The organism is Pseudomonas sp. B424 (assembly GCF_055408345.1).
On sequence record NZ_JBUZTL010000029.1, the window covers coordinates 16,411 to 36,381 of the forward strand.

Sequence of the window (19,971 nt, forward strand, 5' to 3'; positions counted from 1 at the left end):
GGTCTTAACCTCGCAACTCTTCAACACTGGCTGCCAGAATCGACAGAACCAGTTGCTGGAAATCCAGACCGGCCGCCTTGGCCGCCATTGGTACCAGGCTGTGATCGGTCATGCCCGGCGCGGTGTTGACTTCCAGCAGCCAGAACTGGCCGTCGGTGTCCTGCATCACGTCCAGACGGCCCCAACCGGCAATACCGATCGCCTCACAGGCTTTCGCCGTGAGATCCATGAGCTCTTGTTCCTTGGCGCGATCGAGGCCGCACGGGATCCGATACTGGGTATCGTTGGCCACGTACTTGGCGTCGTAGTCGTAAAAGGTATGCGGAGTGCCCAGGGCAATCGGTGGCAACACCTGGTCACGCAGGGTGGCGATGGTGAACTCGGGACCTGTGATCCATTGCTCTACCAACACTTGCGAGTCGTACTTACTGGCCTCGGCCCACGCGACGATCAACTCGTCAGCAGTGTTCACTTTGGCCATACCGATACTTGAACCTTCATGTGCCGGTTTGACGATCAAAGGGAAGCTCAGTTCCTTCGCTGCAGAAATACAATCGGCTTCGCTGCTCAACACGGCGTGACGCGGCGTTGGAATGCCCAGGCTGTGCCATACCTGCTTGGTGCGCAGCTTGTCCATTGCCAGAGCCGACGCCAGGATGCCACTCCCGGTGTAAGGAATGCCCAGGCATTCCAGCAGGCCTTGCATGCTGCCGTCTTCACCGCCACGGCCGTGGAGGATGACGAATGCACGGTCGATTTTTTCGCTGGTGATACGGGTGATGAAGTCATCGCCCACATCGATACCGAAGGCATCCACGCCTGCGCTTTGCAGCGCGCCCAGCACGGCATTGCCCGATTTCAGCGAGACTTCACGCTCAGCGCTTTTGCCGCCGAACAGCACGGCCACACGGCCGAAGTCGGCTGGGGCAATGGTCGAGAACAGATTGGCGTAGGCAGCAGTCATTTCAACTTTCCTTCACTGGCGGCAACAACAGCGCCGGCGAACAACGGGCTTTTAATAAGTTGCGGTGCCAGACGGCCGATATCGCCCGCCCCTTGGCACAACAGAATGTCGCCGGCGCGCAGCAGCGGCTTGACGATCGGTGCCAGCTCGACGCCGCGCTCTATGTAGATCGGGTCCAGCTGACCGCGCTGGCGGATGCTGTGGCACAGCTGACGGCTGTCGGCGCCAGGAATCGGCTCTTCGCCGGCCGGGTAAACCTCCATCAGCAGCAGCACGTTGGCGTCAGCCAGCACCTGCACGAAGTCGTCGTACAGATCGCGGGTGCGACTGAACCGGTGCGGCTGGTAAACCATCACCAGACGGCGCTCCGGCCAGCCACCGCGTACGGCCTTGATTACTGCGGCAACTTCGGTCGGGTGATGACCGTAGTCATCCACCAGCATCACGTGGCCGCCTTCAACCGGTAGCTCGCCGTAGACCTGGAAGCGTCGACCCACGCCCTCGAAGCCCGACAGGCCCTGAACGATGGCTTCATCGCTGATGCCTTCATCCGAGGCAATGCAGATGGTTGCCAGAGCATTGAGCACGTTATGGTTGCCCGGCATGTTCACCGATACATCCAGCGGCTCGCGATCAGGTCGCAGGACGGTGAAGAAGGTTTGCATGCCTTGCTGGCGAACATTGATGGCGCGCACGTCAGCCGACTCACTAAAGCCGTAAGTCACGGTCGGACGCTTGACCAGCGGCAGGATTTCACGCACCACCGGATCATCCAGACACACCACGGCCAGACCGTAGAACGGCAGGTTGTGCAGGAACTCGACGAAGGTTTTCTTCAGCTTGTTGAAGTCGCCTTCGTAGGTCGCCATGTGGTCGGCGTCGATGTTCGTGACCACGGCAACCATCGGCTGCAGGTGCAGGAAGCTCGCATCGCTTTCGTCAGCTTCGGCGATCAGGTAACGGCTGGTGCCCAGCTGTGCATTGGTGCCTGCTGCATTCAGCCGGCCACCGATCACGAACGTCGGGTCCAGGCCACCGGCCGCGAACACCGAAGCCAGCAGGCTGGTGGTGGTGGTTTTGCCGTGAGTACCGGCAACGGCGATGCCGTGGCGGTAGCGCATCAACTCAGCCAGCATCTCGGCCCGTGGCACCACTGGAATACGACGTTCCAGTGCAGTCGCGACTTCAGGGTTCGAGGTATTGACCGCGCTCGACACCACCAGCACATCGGCGTTGGCAGCGTTTTCGGCGCGGTGGCCGATAAAGATGTGTGCGCCGAACGACTCAAGACGTTCGGTCACGGGCGATGCGTTCAGGTCCGAACCCGACACTTCATAGCCCAGGTTCAGCAACACTTCGGCGATACCGCACATGCCCACGCCGCCGATACCGACGAAGTGGATACGACGGATACGACGCATCTCGGGTTGTGGCATAGCTTTCTGATTCTCAACCATTGGCCACCTCCAGGCAGATATCTACAACGTTGCGGGTCGCATCAGGTTTGGCCAGGCGGCGGGCATTGGCCGCCATGCTGTTGAGTCGTTCCGGTTGCATCAAAACCTCTGTCAGGCGTGCAGCCAGTTCGGCTGCGCCAGTTGTCGCTTGCGGCATCAGGAAAGCAGCGCCTTCGCGAGCCAAAAAGTCGGCATTGCGGCTTTGATGGTCGTCAATCGCGTGGGGCAATGGCACCAGCAGCGAAGGCAGACCGGCCGCAGCCAGTTCACTGACGGTCAGCGCGCCTGCGCGACAGACCACCAGGTCGGCCCAGCCATAGGCTTGGGCCATGTCTTTGATAAAAGGCTGCACTTGAGCCTCGACGCCGACCGCGGTGTAGCGCTCGGCAGTAATCTGGTCGTGCTGCTTGCCGGCCTGATGAAACACTTCAGGGCGTACGTCAGCCGGTACGTTGGCCAGCGCTTCAGGCAACAACTTGTTCAGCGGCTCGGCGCCCAGGCTGCCACCCAGCACCAGCAGGCGCGCCTTGCGCCCTTCGAGTGCTGCGCGCGGTGCCAGGGTGAACAGCTCGGGGCGCACCGGGTTACCGGTGGAACGCAGCTTGTCCGATGCAGCGAAGGTTTCAGGGAAGGCTTCGCACACACGGCGGGTCATGGGCACCAGCAACCGATTGGCGGTACCGGCTACCGCGTTTTGCTCGTGAATGATCACCGGCACGCCGCACGTTTTCGCCGCCAGACCGCCAGGCCCGGTCACGTACCCACCGAAGCCAAGCACGCAGACCGGCTTGAGCTGACGAATGATTTTGCGCGCCTGAAACAGCGCCTTGAGCAACACAAACGGCGCTTTGATCAGCGACAGCTTGCTCTTGCCACGCAGGCCCGCCACGTTGATCAGGTGCAGTTTGAAACCGGCCGGCTCGACCAGTTCATTTTCGATGCCGCGCGGTGTACCGAGCCAGTGCACGGTGTAGCCGCGAGCTTCAAATTCACGGGCGCAAGCCAGGGCCGGGAACACGTGCCCGCCGGTGCCGCCCGCCATGATCAGCACATTAGCGCCCATGGGTCGGCTCCTCTGCGAAGTCGCTTTCTTTAAAGTCGGTTTCTTCGCTGCCCAGGTGGGTTCGACTCTCCCATTCGATGCGCAGCAACAAGCCCATGCACACGCAGCAGATCACCAGCGAGCTGCCGCCATAACTGAGGAATGGCAGGGTCAGACCCTTGGTTGGCAGCAAGCCGACGTTCACCCCGATGTTGATCAGGAACTGGCCGATCCACAGGAACGACAAGCCGTACGCCATGTAAGCGGCGAAATATTGTTTCGCGCGTTCAGCCCACATGCCGATGTACATGCCACGCACACAGACGAAGACGAACAGGGCCAGGGTCAGCAGCGAGCCGACTACGCCCAGCTCTTCGGCCAGTACCGAAAACACGAAGTCGGTGTGCGCTTCCGGCAGGTAGAACTGCTTCTGTACGCTGTTGCCCAACCCCACGCCGAACCACTCGCCGCGACCGAACGCGATCAGGGCCTGGGTCAGCTGGTAGCCGGAGCCGAACTGATCGGACCACGGGTCGGTAAAGGTAATCAGACGTGCCATCCGGTAAGGCTGCGCCTGCACCAGAACAAACACCGCCCCCACCGCCAGCGCCACCATCAGGGCGAAACGGAACAGACCCACACCGCCGAGGAACAGCATCGCAGCAGCAGCGCCCATCATTACAACGGTGGCACCGAAGTCGGGCTCCATCAGCAACAGGCCGGCCATCGGCAGCAGCACGATGAACGGCTTGAAGAAGCCCATCCAGCTCTCGCGGACTTCCTTCTGCTGACGCACCAGATAGCCTGCGAGGTAGATCACCACAAACACCTTGGCGACTTCCGAAGGCTGGACGTTGAAGAAGCTGAAACCGATCCACCGCATGGAGCCGTTTACCTCACGGCCGATACCCGGGATCAACACCATCACCAACAAACCGAATGCACCGATCAGCAGCAACCAGCCCAGGCGTTGCCATGTCGCAATCGGCACCATCATGGTCATGATGCACGCGCCCAGGCCGAGCACGATGTAAAACAGGTGCCGGATCATGTGGTACAGGGTGTTGCCCGACTGCAAGGCGGCAACTTCGGACGATGCCGAAGTGATCATCACCAGCCCAAGACCGAGCAAGGCCAGGCAACCGGCCAGCAACGGGAAATCGAGGTCGATGCCACGGCCCGTGATCAGCGGCGAAGGATAAGGCTTGAGGATGCCGAAGATCATGCCAGCACCTCCACGGCACGGGCGAACAGCTGGCCGCGCTCTTCGTAATTTTTGAACATGTCAAAACTGGCGCAGGCAGGCGACAGCAAAACCGCATCGCCAGGCAACGCCAGCGCTCGGCTTTGCTCAATCGCTTCGTCCAGCGAGCCGACGCGCACCAGGGGGACCGAGTCGCCAATGGCTTCTGCGATCAGGTCTGCATCACGGCCCATCAGCACCACCGCGCGGCAGTACTTGGCCACGGAGTCACGCAGGCCGCTGAAGTCAGCGCCTTTGCCATCACCGCCGGCGATCAGGACCAGCTTGCCGTCCATGTCCATGCCCAGACCATCGATGGCAGCCAGAGCGGCGCCAACGTTGGTGGCCTTGGAGTCGTTGTAGTAACTCACGCCGTCAAGCTCGCGTACCCACTGGCAGCGATGCTCAAGGCCGGTAAAGGTGCGCAGGCTGGCCAGCATGGCGTCGAACGGCAGGCCCACGGCATGCCCCAGCGCCAGCGCCGCAAGGGCGTTGGCCTGATTGTGTGCGCCGCGAACTTTCAGCTCGCGCACAGGCATCAGGTTCTGAAATTCGAAGGCCAGGTATTTTTCGCCGTTTTCTTCACGCAGGCCAAAGGCCTTGAAGTCGGGCACGCCCAGGCCGAAGGTCCAGCACGGCAGGCCTTCGCCCATCAGCGGACGGGTCAGGGCGTCCTGGCGATTGACCACCACCTGCCTGGCACCCCGGAAAATCCGGTGCTTGGCCAGGTGATACGCAGGCAAGCCGGTGTAGCGGTCCATGTGATCTTCACTGACGTTGAGCACGGTGGCGACTTCGGCGCCGAGCTGGTTGGTGGTTTCCAACTGGAAGCTCGAGAGCTCCATCACGTACAGCTCGATGTCATCGCTGAGCAGGTCGAGCGCCGGCGTGCCGAGGTTGCCGCCAACTGCCACGCGCTTGCCGGCTGCAGCCGCCATTTCACCAACCAGCGTGGTCACGGTGCTTTTGGCGTTGGAGCCACTGATTGCAACGATGGGTGCCTTCGCGTTACGCGCGAACAGGTCGATGTCGCCCGACAGTTTCACGCCACGGGCCGCCGCCGCTTGCAGGGCCGGAGTCGCCAGTGCCAGGCCGGGGCTCACATAGAGCTCGTCGGCACGGCACAGGAATTCGACATCCAGCTCGCCACAACGCACTTCCACTTGCGGGTAGTCACGGCGCAGCGTGGCCAGCTCCGGCGGGTTTTCCCGCGTGTCGGCCACGGCAAACGACACGCCGCGCTGCGCGAGAAAGCGCACCAGGGACATGCCGCTCTTGCCGAGGCCGACAACGATGCGGAAGTGGTCAGAAGCGATCAGAGACACAGGTTCTACCTCAGCTTCAGCGTGGCAAGGCCGACCAGTACCAGAATCACGGTGATGATCCAGAAACGGACAATCACGCGTGGCTCGGGCCAGCCCTTGAGTTCAAAGTGGTGATGAATCGGCGCCATGCGGAACACCCGCTTGCCGGTCAACTTGAAAGACGCTACCTGGATCACCACGGACAGGGTTTCCATCACGAACACACCGCCCATGATGAACAACACGATTTCCTGACGCACAATCACGGCGATGGTGCCCAGTGCAGCGCCCAGCGCCAGGGCGCCGACGTCACCCATAAACACTTGTGCCGGGTAGGTGTTGAACCAGAGAAAACCGAGACCTGCGCCAATCAGTGCGCCGCAGAACACAATCAACTCACCTGCGCCCGGGACATACGGGATCAGCAGGTAGTCGGCAAATTTCACGTTGCCCGACAGGTAGCAGAAGATACCCAGCGCGCCGCCCACCATGACGGTGGGCATGATCGCCAGGCCGTCGAGGCCGTCAGTCAGGTTGACCGCGTTGCTCGAACCCACGATCACGAAGTAGGTGAGTACAACAAAGCCGATACCCAGCGGAATGCTGGCGTCTTTGAGGATGGGCAGGATCAGCGTGGTTTCGACCGCGCTTGGCGCCGTCATGTACAGGAAGATCGCTGCACCCAGGCCGAACACCGATTGCCAGAAATACTTCCAGCGGCTCGGAAGGCCGCGGGAGTTCTTCTCGATCACCTTGCGGTAGTCGTCGACCCAGCCAATCGCACCGAACAGCAGGGTCACGATCATCACGACCCACACATAACGGTTGCTCAGGTCAGCCCAGAGCAAGGTGCTGATGGTGATCGCCGACAGAATCAGCGCGCCACCCATGGTCGGAGTGCCGGATTTGGACAAGTGCGATTGCGGGCCGTCATTACGCACCGACTGGCCGATCTGACGGTTTTGCAGGGTGCGGATCATCCACGGCCCCAGGCACAACGACAGGGTCAACGCGGTCAGCACTCCAAGAATCCCGCGCAGGGACAAGTACTGGAAGACCGCGAAGCCTTTATGGAACTGTTGCAGATACTCCGCTAGAAGCAGCAGCATTAATGTTTCTCCCCGCTGGAACCGCACAAAGCCGCTACGACGTTTTCCATCGCTGCGCTGCGCGAGCCCTTGATCAAAATAGTGGTGTTTGTTTCGTGCTCAGCGCGAAGCGCCTTGATCAGGTCAGCCTGATTGGCGAAGTGACGAGCCTGGTGTCCAAATGCTGTGACGGCATGAGCCATCATGGGTCCCACCGCATAGAGCGCTGAAACTTTGTCGGCGGCATAAGCGCCTACTTCACGATGTCCTTGCTCCGACCACTCACCCAGTTCGCCAATATCTCCGAGCACCAGGACGGTGCGACCGGAAAAGCCGGCGAGTATATCAACGGCAGCGCACATTGAGGTGGGGTTTGCGTTGTAAGTGTCATCAATAATTCGCAGGCCTGTGGCAGTCAGCTGAGCCACTGCCCGACCTTTGACCGGCAATACCGCTTCAAGACCCGAAGCGATACCAAATAACGAGAGACCCAACGCATGGGCGGCAGCCGCGGCGGCCAAGGCGTTGGCCACATTATGCTGGCCCAGCAGGTTGAGCTGCACACGGGCTACGCCCAGCGGGCTGTGCAAGTCGAACCCCGGGCAACCGCGTGCGTCGCGGGCCAGGTTGCTTGCATAAAAATCTGCGTCCGGGTTTGCAAGGGCGAAGCTGAGCACCTTGCGCCCGGCGGCCCGGGCCTGCCAGATGCCGAAAGCCTTGTCGTCAAGATTGAGTACGGCGACGCCATCGGCATCCAGCCCTTCCAGAATCTCGCCCTTGGCTTCGACAATTTTGTCCGGCCCGCCGAACTCGCCCACGTGGGCAGTGCCGGCATTGTTGAGTACGGCTACATGCGGCTTGGTCATGCCAACTGTGTAAGCAATTTCACCCAGACGCGATGCACCCAGCTCGATCACAGCCGCCGTGTGCTCCAGCGTCAGTTCCAGCAGGGTCAACGGCACGCCCAGATCGTTATTCAAGTTACCTTTGGTCGCCAGCACCGGACCACGGGTACGCAGGATGCAGGCAAGCATTTCCTTGACCGTGGTTTTGCCACTGGAGCCGGTAATCGCGGCAACAGGCTTGGTGTATCCGGCACGGTTAAGCGCTGCCAATTGGCCCAGCGCCTGACGGGTATCCTTGACCACCAGCTGCGGCAAAGCCGAGCCGGGAACTTCACGCTCGACTAGGGCGGCAACCGCACCCTTGGCCGCAACTTCGTTCAGATAGTCATGGCCATCGAAGCGCGGGCCGGTCAGAGCCACAAACAATTGGCCCGGGGTAATCGCACGGCTGTCGATGCTGACACCATTGAAGCGGCCATCAGCCTCGACCAGTCGGCCGTTCAGGGCTGCCTGCACTTCACTGAGCAGCAGAGGCTTAAGCATGAGCAACCTCCCAGGCAGCCAGGGCTTTATCGGCCTCGACCAGGTCAGAAAAGTCATGGCGTTCGCCATTGATTTCCTGGTAGTCCTCATGCCCTTTACCGGCCAGCACGATCACGTCGTCGGCATGGGCGCCCGCGATCATCCGGGCAATCGCTTCACCGCGACCGGCCACAAAGGTGACGTTCTGCGGTGCGGTAAAGCCAACACGAATGTCATCAAAAATCTGCGTCGCAGCTTCCGTGCGCGGGTTGTCGTCAGTGACCAGAACCGTGTCAGCCAAACGCTCAACCACCTGCGCCATCAACGGACGCTTGCCGCGATCGCGATCACCGCCGCAGCCGAACAGGCACAGCAGCTTGCCTTTGGCATGGGGACGCAGGGCCAGCAATACTTTTTCCAGCGCATCCGGGGTGTGGGCGTAGTCGACCACCACCAGCGGACGGGTGCCGCCACCCAAACGCTGCATGCGACCAACCGGACCTTCCAGTTTTGGCAGCACCTTGAGGATTTCATCCAGCGCGTAATCCAGGCCCAGCAACGCGCCAACGGCGGCCAGCACGTTACTCAGGTTGAAACGGCCGAGCAGGCTGCTGCGCAGAAGATGCTCGCCTTGGGCCGTCACGACAGTGGCGCGTACGCCATCGTCATCGAAGGTCGCGTCACGGCAATAAAGTGTGGCGCTGCTGTCTTCGAGGCTATAACTGATCAGGCGCGACTCGTGTTTTTCACCCGCCAGCTGGCGGCCGAACTCATCGTCCAGGTTGAGCACCCGACAACGCAGGTCAGGCCAGGCAAACAGCTTGGCTTTGGCCGCAGCGTAAACCTCCATGGTGCCGTGGTAGTCCAGATGGTCTCGGGACAGGTTGGTCAGCACGGCAACATCAAAAGCCAATGCGCTGACGCGGCCCTGATCCAGGCCGTGGGAAGAGACTTCCATGGCGACCGCTTTGGCCCCGGCCTTTTTCAGGTCGGCCAGCATGGCCTGTACCGCAATCGGGTCTGGCGTGGTGTGGCGACCGCTTTGCAGCGCACCATAAAAGCCTGCGCCCAAGGTCCCGACGATGCCGCAGTGCTGACCCAGCAGGTCCAGCGCCTGGGCCACCAGCTGAGTAACGCTGGTTTTACCGTTGGTGCCGGTCACGCCGACCAGGTTCAGGTGGTGGCTCGGTTCGCCATAAAAGCGCCCGGCAATGTCGGACAACTGGGCCGCCAGGCCTTTTACCGGAATCAGCGGCACATCGGTAATAGGCAGCACCGAGGCACCATCCACTTCATAGGCCACGGCAGCAGCGCCGCGCTTGAGCGCGTCAGCAATATGTTCACGACCATCAAGCTTGCCGCCAGGCACGGCAAGGAACAAATCACCTGCGCGCACGTTACGGCTGTCGAGGGTCAGCTCACGAATCAGCAGATCGTGACCGGCGTGAGGGAAAATCTTGTTCAGGCTCAAGGACATTAGCCACGCCCTCCTTTGGCTGCAGCAGCAGTTGCTGCCGCTTGTTGCTCCGCTGCCGTCGGCAGGTTATCCGGGGTCACGTTCATCAGGCGCAAAGTGCCGGACATGACTTTGCTAAATACCGGGGCAGATACCAGACCACCGAAGTAGCCCGCCTTGCTCGGCTCATCGATGACTACAACGATCGCGTAACGCGGGTCGCTCATGGGGCCAAAGCCCGCGAACAGGGAGCGGTAGGAGTTCACCGCATAACCCTTCACACCGCCGGACGAGGTTTTACGCGCAGTACCCGACTTGCCTCCGACGTGGTACGCCGGCACCTTGGCACGCCATACACCACGCGGGTTTTCGATAACTTCCTGGAGCATGCCCTGAACGGTCTTGGCCACTTGCTCAGGCATGACCTGGGCAGCCTCGGCCGGCTTGTCTGCTTTAAGCAGGGTCAGCGGGGCAAGCTTGCCGTTGTTGGCCAATGCCGAGAACGCATGAACCAGCTGAATCGCGGTCACTGAAACACCGTAGCCGTAAGACAGGGTCGCGGTTTCGGCCTTGCGCCACTCGCGGTAGTTGGGCAGGTTGCCGACACGTTCGCCCGGGAACCCCAGCCCAGTGTCCTGACCCAGGCCCATTTTCGCCATCTGGCGGAAAATGGCTTCGCCGCCGATGTCGAAGGCCACCTTGCTCATACCCACGTTACTGGAGTTAATCAGGATGCCGGTCAGGTCGAGGATCGGACCTTCGGAACGCGATACGTCACGAATGGTGTATTTGCCCAGTTGCAATGTGCCCGGGTACACCTCGACCTTGTCGGTGGGTTTCCAGCGTCCGCTTTCCAGCGCCGCGCTCATTGAGATCGGCTTGACCGTCGAACCTGGCTCGAACACATCGATCATGGCGCGGTTACGCATCATCGCCGGCTGCAGGTTGCGACGATTGTTCGGGTTGTAGGTCGGCTGGTTGACCATGGCCAGAATCTCGCCGGTCTTCACGTCCATGATCACCAGGCTGCCGGCCTTGGCTCCGTTCTCGACCAGCGCATTGCGCAGCTCGCGGTTGGCCAGATACTGCAGGCGCAGGTCAATCGACAACGCCAAGGTCTTCCCTGCCTTGGCGTTTTTGGTCACTTGCACGTCTTTGATCAGACGCCCGCGCCGATCCTTGATGACCTGACGCTTGCCCGGTACCCCGGCCAGCCACTCGTCATAGGCCAGCTCGACGCCTTCACGACCTTTATCGTCAATATCGGTAAAGCCGACCATGTGGGCCGTTACTTCACCGGCAGGGTAAAAACGGCGGAACTCTTCAATGCCGTATACACCTGGCACTTTCAGGTCGAGCACCACCTGACCCTGCTCAGGCGTCAAGCCACGGACCAGGTAGATGAATTCTTTATTGGCTTGCTGTTCCAGGCGTGCAGTCAGCACTTTGGGGTCTTGCCCAAGCGCGTGCGCCAGTGCGGGCCAACGGTCCTTGGCAACCTGCATTTCTTTGGCATTGGCCCACAGGGTGGTCACCGGAGTGCTCACGGCCAGGGGTTCGCCATTGCGGTCGGTAATCAGGCCGCGGTGCGCAGGAATCGGGATGTGACGCAAGCTGCGTGCATCGCCCTGCCCCTTGAGGAAGTCATGGTCGATCACTTGCAGATAAACGATCTGGCACGCGATCGCACCTACCAGCAGTGCCAGCAATGCCAGCACCACACGAAAACGCCACGGGTAGAGTGCGCCTTCGAGTTTGATCATGGCGCCACCATTCGAACTTCTGCTGCGCCCGGAATGCGCATTTTCAGTTGTTCGCTGGCCAGGGTTTCGATGCGGCTATGGGCAGTCCAGGTGCTTTGCTCGAGAATCAAGCGACCCCACTCTGCCTGCGCCTTGTCGCGCACGCTCAACTCCCCGTACAGGGTGTTGAGCAATTGCCGGTTCCAGTGCGCGCTGTAAGAAACGCCCACGGCCGAAACCAGCACACCAAGAAACAGGAGCAGCATGAAAAAGCTTCCGCCGGGAAGTGGCTTGGCGAAGAGCTTGTTCAACGAAGCTTCTCCGCGACGCGCATGACAGCGCTGCGCGAGCGCGGATTGGCCTTGAGTTCCTCATCGGAAGCAGTCTGGGCCTTGCCATGAATCTTGATTTTCGGCACAAAAGCCACGTGCTGCACAGGCAGCCCACGAGGCAGGTTGTCGGGTTCGCCCTTGACCAGCTTGCGCATGAACAGTTTGACCATGCGGTCTTCAAGGGAGTGAAAGCTGATCACGACCAGACGGCCGCCCACTTCCAGCGATTCCAGCGCAGCCTCAAGGCCGGCCTCAAGATCGCCCAGTTCGTTGTTGACGTGAATGCGCAGGCCCTGGAATGTACGGGTTGCCGGGTGTTTTCCCTTCTCCCAGGCAGGGTTGGCCACTTTCAGCACTTCAGCCAGATCAGCCGTGCGCTCGAACGGTTTGATGTCACGACGCTCTACAACAGCGCGCGCCATGCGCCCGGAAAAACGTTCTTCGCCATATTCCTTGAAGACGCGGGCAATTTCTTCACGGGAGGCGGTATTGACGAACTCGGCAGCGCTGATACCGCTGTCCGGGTTCATACGCATGTCCAGCGGGCCGTCATTCATGAAGCTGAAGCCGCGCTCCGGGTCGTCGAGCTGTGGCGACGAAACGCCCAGATCGAGCAGCACACCGCTGACTTTACCGGCCAGACCGCGCTCGGCAATTTCGGATCCCATTTCAGCAAAGCTGCGTTGCACAATAACAAAGCGGCCGTCTTCGGCCGCTAGCGCTTGCCCGGTGGCAATTGCCTGGGGATCTTTGTCAAACCCGAGTAAACGACCCTCGGGACCAAGCTTCTGGAGTATCAGGCGGCTATGTCCGCCGCGACCGAAGGTGCCATCCAGATAGCATCCATCAGGACGTACGGCGAGAGCCTCTACGGCTTCGTCGAGCAGTACGGTGATGTGGTTGAAGCCGCTATCTATAGTCACAGGATTAAATCACGCAGTTCTTCAGGCATGGCGCCCGGTTGTTGAATGGCTGCAAGGTCAGCGGCAGAAACAGCTTCCCAGGCATCCTCGTCCCACAGTTGAAACTTGTTTAGCTGGCCAACCAACATCGCGCGTTTATCCAATTTGGCATATTCACGCAAACGCGGCGGCACCAGAAATCGACCACTGCCATCGAGCTCAAGATCGACGGCATTACCAATCAACAGACGCTGCAAGCGGCGGTTCTCTTCACGCAACGAAGGCAACGCCCGTAGCTTGGTTTCAATCAATTCCCACTCGTCCAGCGGGTACACACACAAGCAGGGATCTACCGCATCAATGGTCACGATCAGTTGCCCGGAACTACGCGAAATCAGCTCGTCACGGTACCGGCTCGGCATTGCGAGTCGGCCCTTGGCATCGAGACTGATTGCATTGGCTCCGCGAAACACTGTGCGCTTCTCCAAATATTAGCGTTTTACGCTTAGAAAACCCACTTTATGCCACTTTCCACCACTTATGCACACTATAGGAATGCGCCCACCACACCGTCAAGGAGCGACCCACAGGAAAACCCTTACATAACGGAGATTTAGGAGAGGAAATAGACTCAGAGCAGTAAGCGAAGGTTTTTTTTGACGAGTAATGCACAGCGAATTCAAAGCTCTGGACTTCAAACTTAAAGTAGTTTGTTAAGACTAAGAACTTTTCGGCATTACGTCGGGTATTGTTCTGACGATTGCTGGCGGGGGATAAAACGATTTCGGATATAGCAATCTGCCTGCAGGGCAAGCAGAAGAAAAAAAGGTGGAGAGTCGATCTGTAAGCCGGGTTCTGTCGTGAACAGTCATTCGTCTACGATGGCCATCACTGGACATCTTTAGCAACCTACCCGGTCCCAGCGCGGGCCACGCCTTGGGACCCTATTTGGTCTTGCTCCAAGTGGGGTTTACCTAGCCACGAACTGTTGCCAGTCGTGCGGTGCGCTCTTACCGCACCTTTTCACCCTTACCGGCGCCGAAGCGCTTAGGCGGTTATTTTCTGTGGCACTTTCCGTAGGCTCACGCCTCCCAGGCATTACCTGGCACTTCGCCCTATGGAGCCCGGACTTTCCTCCCCCCCCTAATTTTCATAGAAGGCAGCGACTGTCCAATCGACTCTCCGGCGCGAAGATTAACTGTACAGAGCGTATAGAACAAGCGTTAAAAGCCAGAAGGCACGCTCATCTACCCGACTTGAGGCTTTTAACAACTCAATCAAATACGCCGAAATATCAAAACGCCACTATCCAGCCCGAAGCGTTACTCAACTTTTTGCTTTTCCAGTGCAACTTGATACAGCACATTTTTGCGCTCGCCGGTTATTTCAGCTGCAAGTGCTGCTGCACGCTTGAGGGGCATCTCCTTGAGCAACAAGTCCAGGATGCGCATCGCCTCACTACTGACCACTTCATCGGTTTCGGGCGCGGTCCAGCCGGCGACCAGCACAACGCACTCGCCGCGCTGCTGATTGCTGTCGCCCTCAACAAAGGCGCGCAACTCGGACAACGGCAAACCCTTGAGTGTTTCGAAGGTCTTGGTCAGCTCACGTGCAAGCAAAGCCGGGCGATCCGGACCGAACACCAGCTCCAGATCCTGCAGGCACTCAAGAATGCGGTGCGGCGCCTCGTAGAAAATCAACGTGCGCGGCTCTTCTTTAAGCAACTCCAGGCGCGAACGACGCCCGACGGCCTTGGCTGGCAGAAAACCTTCAAAGATGAAGCGATCAGAAGGCAGACCCGCCGCGGACAGCGCCGCGATCAATGCACAGGCACCGGGCACGGGCACAACCCTGACCCCGGCCGCTCGCGCCTGACGCACCAGGTGATAACCCGGGTCGGAGATCAACGGCGTACCCGCATCGGAGATCAATGCAACATCTTCACCGGCCAGCAAACGCTGAATGAAGCGACTGCCCTCATCGCGCTCGTTATGTTCGTGGCAGGCACCCAGCGGCGTTGAAATGCCGAAGTGCTGCAGCAGGCGCAGGGAGTGACGCGTGTCTTCGGCCGCAATCAATGACACGTCACGCAAGACCTTTAACGCACGCGCACTAATGTCGTCCAGGTTACCGATGGGCGTGGCCACCACATAAAGTGAGCCAACAACGGAATTCAAATCACCTGGAGCAGTCAAAACGCGCACCTCATAAGAGTTAAAGGCGCCATTGTAGCGCGTAGAGCCCTCATGAACGTACCCGCCCTGCAGGTCGCAACGCGTCACCAGGGAAACTTTCACCGCCACAACCTACAGAAGTGATCTAAATTCAGGCTTTATCGCCTGTAACATCGCGCCCCGGCCGACGCTTGGGTACACTTCCCCACTCATTTGATCGAGTATCAGGAACACTACATGATCGCTTGCCTGCGGCTGTTCACTGCCCTCTGCCTCGCTGCCCTGTTGGCGGCTTGCGCCAGCTCGCCCTCGTCCAGCCTTGGCGAACTCCCACGGACCCCGGACGCCAGCCTTGAGCAACTGCTCCAGCAGGCAGCCGAGAGCACAAATCCGGAAAAGGCCGCCCTGCTGCGCTTGTCCGCAGCCGACCTAGCCCTGCGCCAGCATCATAATGACCGCGCAGCGCAGATTCTGGCCCAGGTCCCGCTGGATCAACTCAAGCCCGCCCAGCAAGTATTTGCCAGCACGCTGGCAGCCGAGCTGGCGATGAGCCGCAATGACCCGAAGGCCGCCCTGACCGCCCTGAATCACCCAAGCGTGTCGCGCCTGAGCGAATTGCCGACAGACTTGCAGGTGCGCACCCACACCGTTCACGCGAACGCCCTTGAGGCTGATGGCCAGACCCTGGCCGCCGCACGCGAACGCGCAGCGATGACCCCTAACCTTACTGGCGATGCTGCCAACAGCAACAACGAAGCCATCTGGGCACTGGTTGCCGCCCTGCCGGTGGATCAGCTTCAGGCCCACAGCAATGACGTGCTGGGTGGCTGGATGTCTCTGGCACTGACCGTCAAGAGCGCCGGCACCCTTCAGGACCAGCAAAACGCCATCGACCAATGGCGCGCCCAGAATCCGGCTCACCCGGCCGCCATCCAACTGCCCGCACCACTGATCAAGCTCAAGGAGCTGGCCAGCCAGCCACTGACCAAGATTGCCCTGCTGCTGCCCCAGGAGGGCCAACTGGCCTCTGTCAGCAGAGCGCTGCGCGACGGTTTCATGGCTGCGCACTATCAGGCACAGCAAGCCGGGCAAAACCCGCCGAGCATCCAGTTCTATGACAGCTCGCGCCTGACCTCGCTGGACGAGTTCTATCGTCAGGCACAAGCCGACGGCGTGCAGCTGGTGGTAGGCCCGCTGGAGAAACCGCTTGTCAAACAACTCAATGCCCGCCCGCAACTGCCGATCACTACCCTGGCCCTGAACTACAGCGAAGGCGCACAAGGCCCGGCGCAGTTGTTCCAGTTTGGCCTGGCAGCAGAAGACGAAGCCCGTGAAGTGGCCCGCCGCGCACGTGCCGATGGCCTGAGCCGCGCCGGCGCCATGGTGCCGGTCGGCGAATGGGGCAATCGGGTGCTCAAGGCATTCCGCGAGGAATGGGAAGCCCACGGCGGGACCATCGTCGGCATCGAACATATCGACAAGCCCGTAGCCCTGGCCCAACAGGTCGCTGATCTGGTGCAACTGCGCAAAACCGCAGGCGGCTCGGCCACACCTTCACGCCGTCAGGACATGGAGTTTATCTTCCTCGCCGCCACCCCTCAGCAGGCCCAGCAGATCAAGCCGACATTGAACTACCAGTACGCTGGCGACATCCCGGTGTACGCGACGTCCCACGTATTCAGCGCCAGTGGCGACCAGAACCAGTACAACGACATGAACGGCATCCGTTTTTGTGAAACACCCTGGCTGCTCGACCCTGCCAACCCGCTGCGCCAGCAAGTGACCGCGCAGTGGCCGCAGGCTGGCGGCAGTCTTGGCCGCCTGTATGCGATGGGCATCGACGCCTACCGCCTGGCGCCGAGCCTGGGACAGCTCAAAGCACTGCCCGACTCCCGGATTGACGGTCTGTCCGGCAGCCTGAGCATGAGCTCGACACAACGGGTCGAACGTCAGTTGCCGTGGGCCGAGTTCATCAATGGCCAACCTCAACGCCTTCCAGATACTCCCAACTGATGCCCGACCGCTCGAGCCAGCACACTGGCAAGGATGCCGAGCACCTGGCGCTGCGGCATCTTGAGCAACAGGGCTTGCGCCTGCTGGCGCAGAACTGGTTATGCAAGCGTGGCGAGCTGGATCTGGTCATGCTTGACGGCGATACAGTAGTATTCGTCGAAGTTCGTTACAGAAAACACGCGCAATGGGGTGGCGCACTTGCCAGCATTGACGCACGCAAGCGTCAAAAGCTGATACTTGCCGCCCAGTACTTTTTGCAGCGCGAGTCGCGCTGGGCCAGTCAGCCGTGCCGATTTGACGTCGTGACACTGGACGGCGCAACACCCCAATTGAACTGGCTACGGAACGCCTTTGACAGCTAATGCGCTGCCAGGCCGATTCCAGCACCCTTTTTTAAACGATTTTGCTTTGCTTTGCGGGCTGCACATTTTTGTGCCGGGAAGTCACTCAGGAACACCTGGATCACGCCCGACCAGCCGCCCTACTTAAGGTCACATAGATGGACATGCAATCCCGGATTCGCCAGCTTTTTCAGGCCAGCATCGACACCAAGCAGCAGGCGATGGACGTTCTTGCCCCCCACATCGAGCAAGCCAGCCAGGTTATGGTCAACGCCCTGCTCAACGAAGGCAAAATGCTTTCGTGCGGCAATGGTGGATCAGCCGGTGACGCCCAGCACTTCTCGTCCGAACTGCTCAACCGCTTTGAGCGTGAGCGCCCCAGCCTGCCTGCCATTGCACTGACCACCGACACCTCGACGATCACCTCGATCGCCAACGACTACAGCTTCAACGAGATATTCTCCAAGCAGATCCGCGCACTCGGCCAACCCGGCGACGTGCTGCTGGCCATTTCCACCAGCGGCAACTCGGCCAATATCATCCAGGCCATCCAGGCCGCGCACGACCGTGAAATGATCGTGGTCGCGATGACTGGCCGCGATGGCGGCGGCATGGCCTCGCTACTGCTGCCTGAGGACGTCGAGATTCGCGTCCCGTCCAATGTCACTGCACGTATTCAAGAAGTCCACCTGCTGGCGATCCACTGCTTGTGCGATCTGATCGACAGCCAACTGTTCGGGAGTGAAGAATGACCTTTAATCGCCTTAGCCTCGTAGCACTGACGCTATGCCTGGGCCTGACTGCCGGCTGCAGCTCGGTGCTGACCGCCACCCGCGACACGCCAATCGAAGATGACCGCGGCACCCGCACCTTCGGCAGCAAGATCGACGACTCCCTGATCGAAACCAAGGTCGCCGTGAACGTGGCCAAGGCCAGCCCGGATCTGGACAAGGGCTCGCACATCGTTGTCACCAGCTACAACGGCATCGTGCTGCTGGCCGGCCAGACCCCCCGCGCCGATCTCAAGGCCCAGGCCGAACAGGCTGCTGCAGCTGTTCAACGGGTCAAAAAGGTGAACAACGAGCTGCAGGTCATGGCACCGTCATCGATCATTGCGCGCAACAATGACGCCTGGCTGACCACCAAGATCAAGACCCAGATGCTGACCGACAGTGCGATCCCCGGCTCGCGCATCAAGATCGTCACCGAAAACGGCATCGTCTACATGCTCGGCCTGGTGACCAAGCAAGAAGCCGCCCGCGCCACCAGCCTGGTGCAAGGCGTTTCCGGGGTACAAAAAATCGTCAAACTGTTTGAGTACATCGACTGACAGACCCGATTGTCAGGCACAAAAAAGGCGACCTTTGCAGGTCGCCTTTTTATTACTTGACCACTTTCAGGCTTGGCCGACCCGTAGGTCTTGGCGGCTCAGTGCCTGGCGGCGGCACATCGTCATCCGGCTCGAGCTCGTCATCGCCTTCAAGAAGCTCTTCCTGCTCGAACACCATACCCTGGCCATTCTCGCGGGCATAAATCCCCAGAATTGCCGATATGGGCACGTACAACGTGTGTGGGACACCACCAAAGCGCCCTTCAAAGCTTACTGCTTCGTTGTCCATGTGCAGTTGACGCACGGCGGTTGGCGAAACATTCAGGACAATCTGCCCGTCACTGGCAAAACCCTGAGGTACTTGCACCTTGGGGTAGTCAGAGTTAACCAGCATGTGCGGAGTGCAATCGTTATCCACAATCCACTCGTACAGCGCACGCACCAGATAAGGTCGACTTGAATTCATCGAGGGCTCCTAAAGCCTTAGCGCATGTCGCGTTCGACACCAGACAAACTTGCCTGGAAAGCCTCACGCGCAAATTGGCGCTCCATATAGTCGAGCAGCGGCTTGGCCGGCCGCGGCAATTCAATACCCAGAATGGGCAGGCGCCAGAGTATCGGCAATAGGCAGCAGTCGACCAGACTTAGCTCTGTGCTGAGGAAAAAAGGTTTGTCCGCAAACAACGCAGACACCCCTGTCAGGCTCTCACGCAGCTCTTTGCGCGCCTGAACCCGGGCCGGCTCTTTGGTGCGCGAATCGAGAATCGAATCCACCAGCACACACCAGTCGCGCTGGATGCGATGCATCAGCAGACGGCTGTTGGCCCGCGCTACCGGATAAACCGGCAACAACGGCGGATGCGGATAGCGTTCATCCAGATATTCCATCACCACACTCGACTCCCACAACGCCAGGTCGCGATCGACCAGGGTTGGCAGGCTGCCGTAAGGGTTCACTTCGATCAGCTTCGACGGCTGACGGCCCGCCTCCACACTGATGATCTCGGCGCTGACACCTTTCTCTGCGAGCACAATGCGTACTCGGTGGGAATAGTGGTCGGCGGGGTCGGAGTAACAGGCCAACCGATTGGTCACGCCCATGGCGGTCCTCCTCGCTTGTTGAAATTATCGGGAGCGGAAAAACGAACGCGCCCAAGGAACGTCTCCGATAACCGCAGAACCCGGGCAAACCAGGTCTTTCGACCCGGCTTGCCGC

Annotated in this window: 19 protein-coding genes and 1 other RNA gene; 4 read left to right on the forward strand and 16 right to left on the reverse strand. The window is 60.0% G+C overall.

All coding sequences use genetic code 11. The features are described 5' to 3' along the window. Positions 1-4: 4 nt before the first annotated feature. The 14 genes from ACZRMS_RS23020 to rsmI all read right to left on the reverse strand — a co-directional run bounded on the left by ACZRMS_RS23020 (position 5) and on the right by rsmI (position 15,074). Positions 5-964 (reverse strand): D-alanine--D-alanine ligase, encoded by a 960-nt coding sequence (locus tag ACZRMS_RS23020; protein WP_463997220.1) that lies wholly within the window; start codon positions 962-964, stop codon positions 5-7. Next, the gene (murC, locus tag ACZRMS_RS23025) at positions 961-2,421 is read right to left on the reverse strand and encodes a UDP-N-acetylmuramate--L-alanine ligase (protein ID WP_463997221.1); all 1,461 of its coding nucleotides are present in this window, start codon (positions 2,419-2,421) and stop codon (positions 961-963) included. Before murC ends, ACZRMS_RS23020 begins: the two co-directional genes overlap by 4 nt. Then, positions 2,414-3,484 (reverse strand): undecaprenyldiphospho-muramoylpentapeptide beta-N-acetylglucosaminyltransferase, encoded by a 1,071-nt coding sequence (gene murG, locus ACZRMS_RS23030; protein ID WP_463997222.1) that lies wholly within the window; start codon positions 3,482-3,484, stop codon positions 2,414-2,416. Before murG ends, murC begins: the two co-directional genes overlap by 8 nt. Beyond that, complete coding sequence (gene ftsW / locus ACZRMS_RS23035) at positions 3,474-4,688, reverse strand: putative lipid II flippase FtsW (protein WP_463997223.1); 1,215 nt, start codon at positions 4,686-4,688, stop codon at positions 3,474-3,476. Before ftsW ends, murG begins: the two co-directional genes overlap by 11 nt. After that, positions 4,685-6,031, reverse strand: a complete 1,347-nt coding sequence (murD, locus tag ACZRMS_RS23040; RefSeq protein ID WP_463997224.1) for a UDP-N-acetylmuramoyl-L-alanine--D-glutamate ligase — start codon at positions 6,029-6,031, stop codon at positions 4,685-4,687. The genes ftsW and murD overlap by 4 nt, the downstream gene beginning before the upstream one ends. Before the next feature lie 5 nt (positions 6,032-6,036). Further along, a complete protein-coding gene (gene mraY, locus ACZRMS_RS23045) occupies positions 6,037-7,119 on the reverse strand; it encodes a phospho-N-acetylmuramoyl-pentapeptide-transferase (RefSeq protein ID WP_463997225.1) in 1,083 nt (360 codons plus the stop codon). Next, positions 7,119-8,486, reverse strand: a complete 1,368-nt coding sequence (locus tag ACZRMS_RS23050) for a UDP-N-acetylmuramoyl-tripeptide--D-alanyl-D-alanine ligase (RefSeq protein ID WP_463997226.1) — start codon at positions 8,484-8,486, stop codon at positions 7,119-7,121. The genes mraY and ACZRMS_RS23050 overlap by 1 nt, the downstream gene beginning before the upstream one ends. Beyond that, entirely contained in the window at positions 8,479-9,942 is a 1,464-nt protein-coding gene (locus tag ACZRMS_RS23055; RefSeq protein WP_463997227.1) for a UDP-N-acetylmuramoyl-L-alanyl-D-glutamate--2,6-diaminopimelate ligase, read from the reverse strand. The genes ACZRMS_RS23050 and ACZRMS_RS23055 overlap by 8 nt, the downstream gene beginning before the upstream one ends. Then, positions 9,942-11,684 carry a peptidoglycan D,D-transpeptidase FtsI family protein gene (locus ACZRMS_RS23060; RefSeq protein WP_463997228.1) on the reverse strand — a complete coding sequence of 581 codons (1,743 nt, stop codon included), beginning with the start codon at positions 11,682-11,684 and terminating at the stop codon, positions 9,942-9,944. The genes ACZRMS_RS23055 and ACZRMS_RS23060 overlap by 1 nt, the downstream gene beginning before the upstream one ends. After that, the gene (ftsL, locus tag ACZRMS_RS23065) at positions 11,681-11,974 is read right to left on the reverse strand and encodes a cell division protein FtsL (protein ID WP_463997229.1); all 294 of its coding nucleotides are present in this window, start codon (positions 11,972-11,974) and stop codon (positions 11,681-11,683) included. Before ftsL ends, ACZRMS_RS23060 begins: the two co-directional genes overlap by 4 nt. After that, the gene (gene rsmH / locus ACZRMS_RS23070) at positions 11,971-12,918 is read right to left on the reverse strand and encodes a 16S rRNA (cytosine(1402)-N(4))-methyltransferase RsmH (RefSeq protein ID WP_463997230.1); all 948 of its coding nucleotides are present in this window, start codon (positions 12,916-12,918) and stop codon (positions 11,971-11,973) included. Before rsmH ends, ftsL begins: the two co-directional genes overlap by 4 nt. Next, a complete protein-coding gene (gene mraZ, locus ACZRMS_RS23075; protein ID WP_048359172.1) occupies positions 12,915-13,370 on the reverse strand; it encodes a division/cell wall cluster transcriptional repressor MraZ in 456 nt (151 codons plus the stop codon). The genes rsmH and mraZ overlap by 4 nt, the downstream gene beginning before the upstream one ends. A gap of 355 nt (positions 13,371-13,725) precedes the next feature. Continuing rightward, positions 13,726-14,079, reverse strand: an RNA gene (gene rnpB / locus ACZRMS_RS23080) — RNase P RNA component class A. Between the two features lie 140 nt (positions 14,080-14,219). Beyond that, complete coding sequence (gene rsmI / locus ACZRMS_RS23085; protein WP_463997244.1) at positions 14,220-15,074, reverse strand: 16S rRNA (cytidine(1402)-2'-O)-methyltransferase; 855 nt, start codon at positions 15,072-15,074, stop codon at positions 14,220-14,222. 234 nt (positions 15,075-15,308) lie between these two features. Here rsmI and ACZRMS_RS23090 point away from each other — a divergent pair, with 234 nt between their 5' ends. From ACZRMS_RS23090 to ACZRMS_RS23105, 4 genes are all read left to right on the forward strand, one after another. Then, the gene (locus ACZRMS_RS23090) at positions 15,309-17,084 is read left to right on the forward strand and encodes a penicillin-binding protein activator (protein ID WP_463997231.1); all 1,776 of its coding nucleotides are present in this window, start codon (positions 15,309-15,311) and stop codon (positions 17,082-17,084) included. After that, positions 17,084-17,446, forward strand: a complete 363-nt coding sequence (locus ACZRMS_RS23095; RefSeq protein ID WP_463997232.1) for a YraN family protein — start codon at positions 17,084-17,086, stop codon at positions 17,444-17,446. The genes ACZRMS_RS23090 and ACZRMS_RS23095 overlap by 1 nt, the downstream gene beginning before the upstream one ends. Before the next feature lie 137 nt (positions 17,447-17,583). After that, the gene (locus ACZRMS_RS23100; protein ID WP_029612203.1) at positions 17,584-18,177 is read left to right on the forward strand and encodes a phosphoheptose isomerase; all 594 of its coding nucleotides are present in this window, start codon (positions 17,584-17,586) and stop codon (positions 18,175-18,177) included. Continuing rightward, positions 18,174-18,755, forward strand: coding sequence for a BON domain-containing protein (locus ACZRMS_RS23105; RefSeq protein WP_463997233.1), 582 nt, complete (start codon positions 18,174-18,176; stop codon positions 18,753-18,755). Before ACZRMS_RS23100 ends, ACZRMS_RS23105 begins: the two co-directional genes overlap by 4 nt. A 52-nt stretch (positions 18,756-18,807) precedes the next feature. Here the strand turns inward: ACZRMS_RS23105 and ACZRMS_RS23110 are convergent, their stop codons facing one another. Continuing rightward, the gene (locus ACZRMS_RS23110) at positions 18,808-19,221 is read right to left on the reverse strand and encodes a ClpXP protease specificity-enhancing factor (protein ID WP_463997234.1); all 414 of its coding nucleotides are present in this window, start codon (positions 19,219-19,221) and stop codon (positions 18,808-18,810) included. Between the two features lie 17 nt (positions 19,222-19,238). Beyond that, positions 19,239-19,856 (reverse strand): glutathione S-transferase N-terminal domain-containing protein, encoded by a 618-nt coding sequence (locus ACZRMS_RS23115; RefSeq protein ID WP_463997235.1) that lies wholly within the window; start codon positions 19,854-19,856, stop codon positions 19,239-19,241. Positions 19,857-19,971 lie beyond the last annotated feature (115 nt).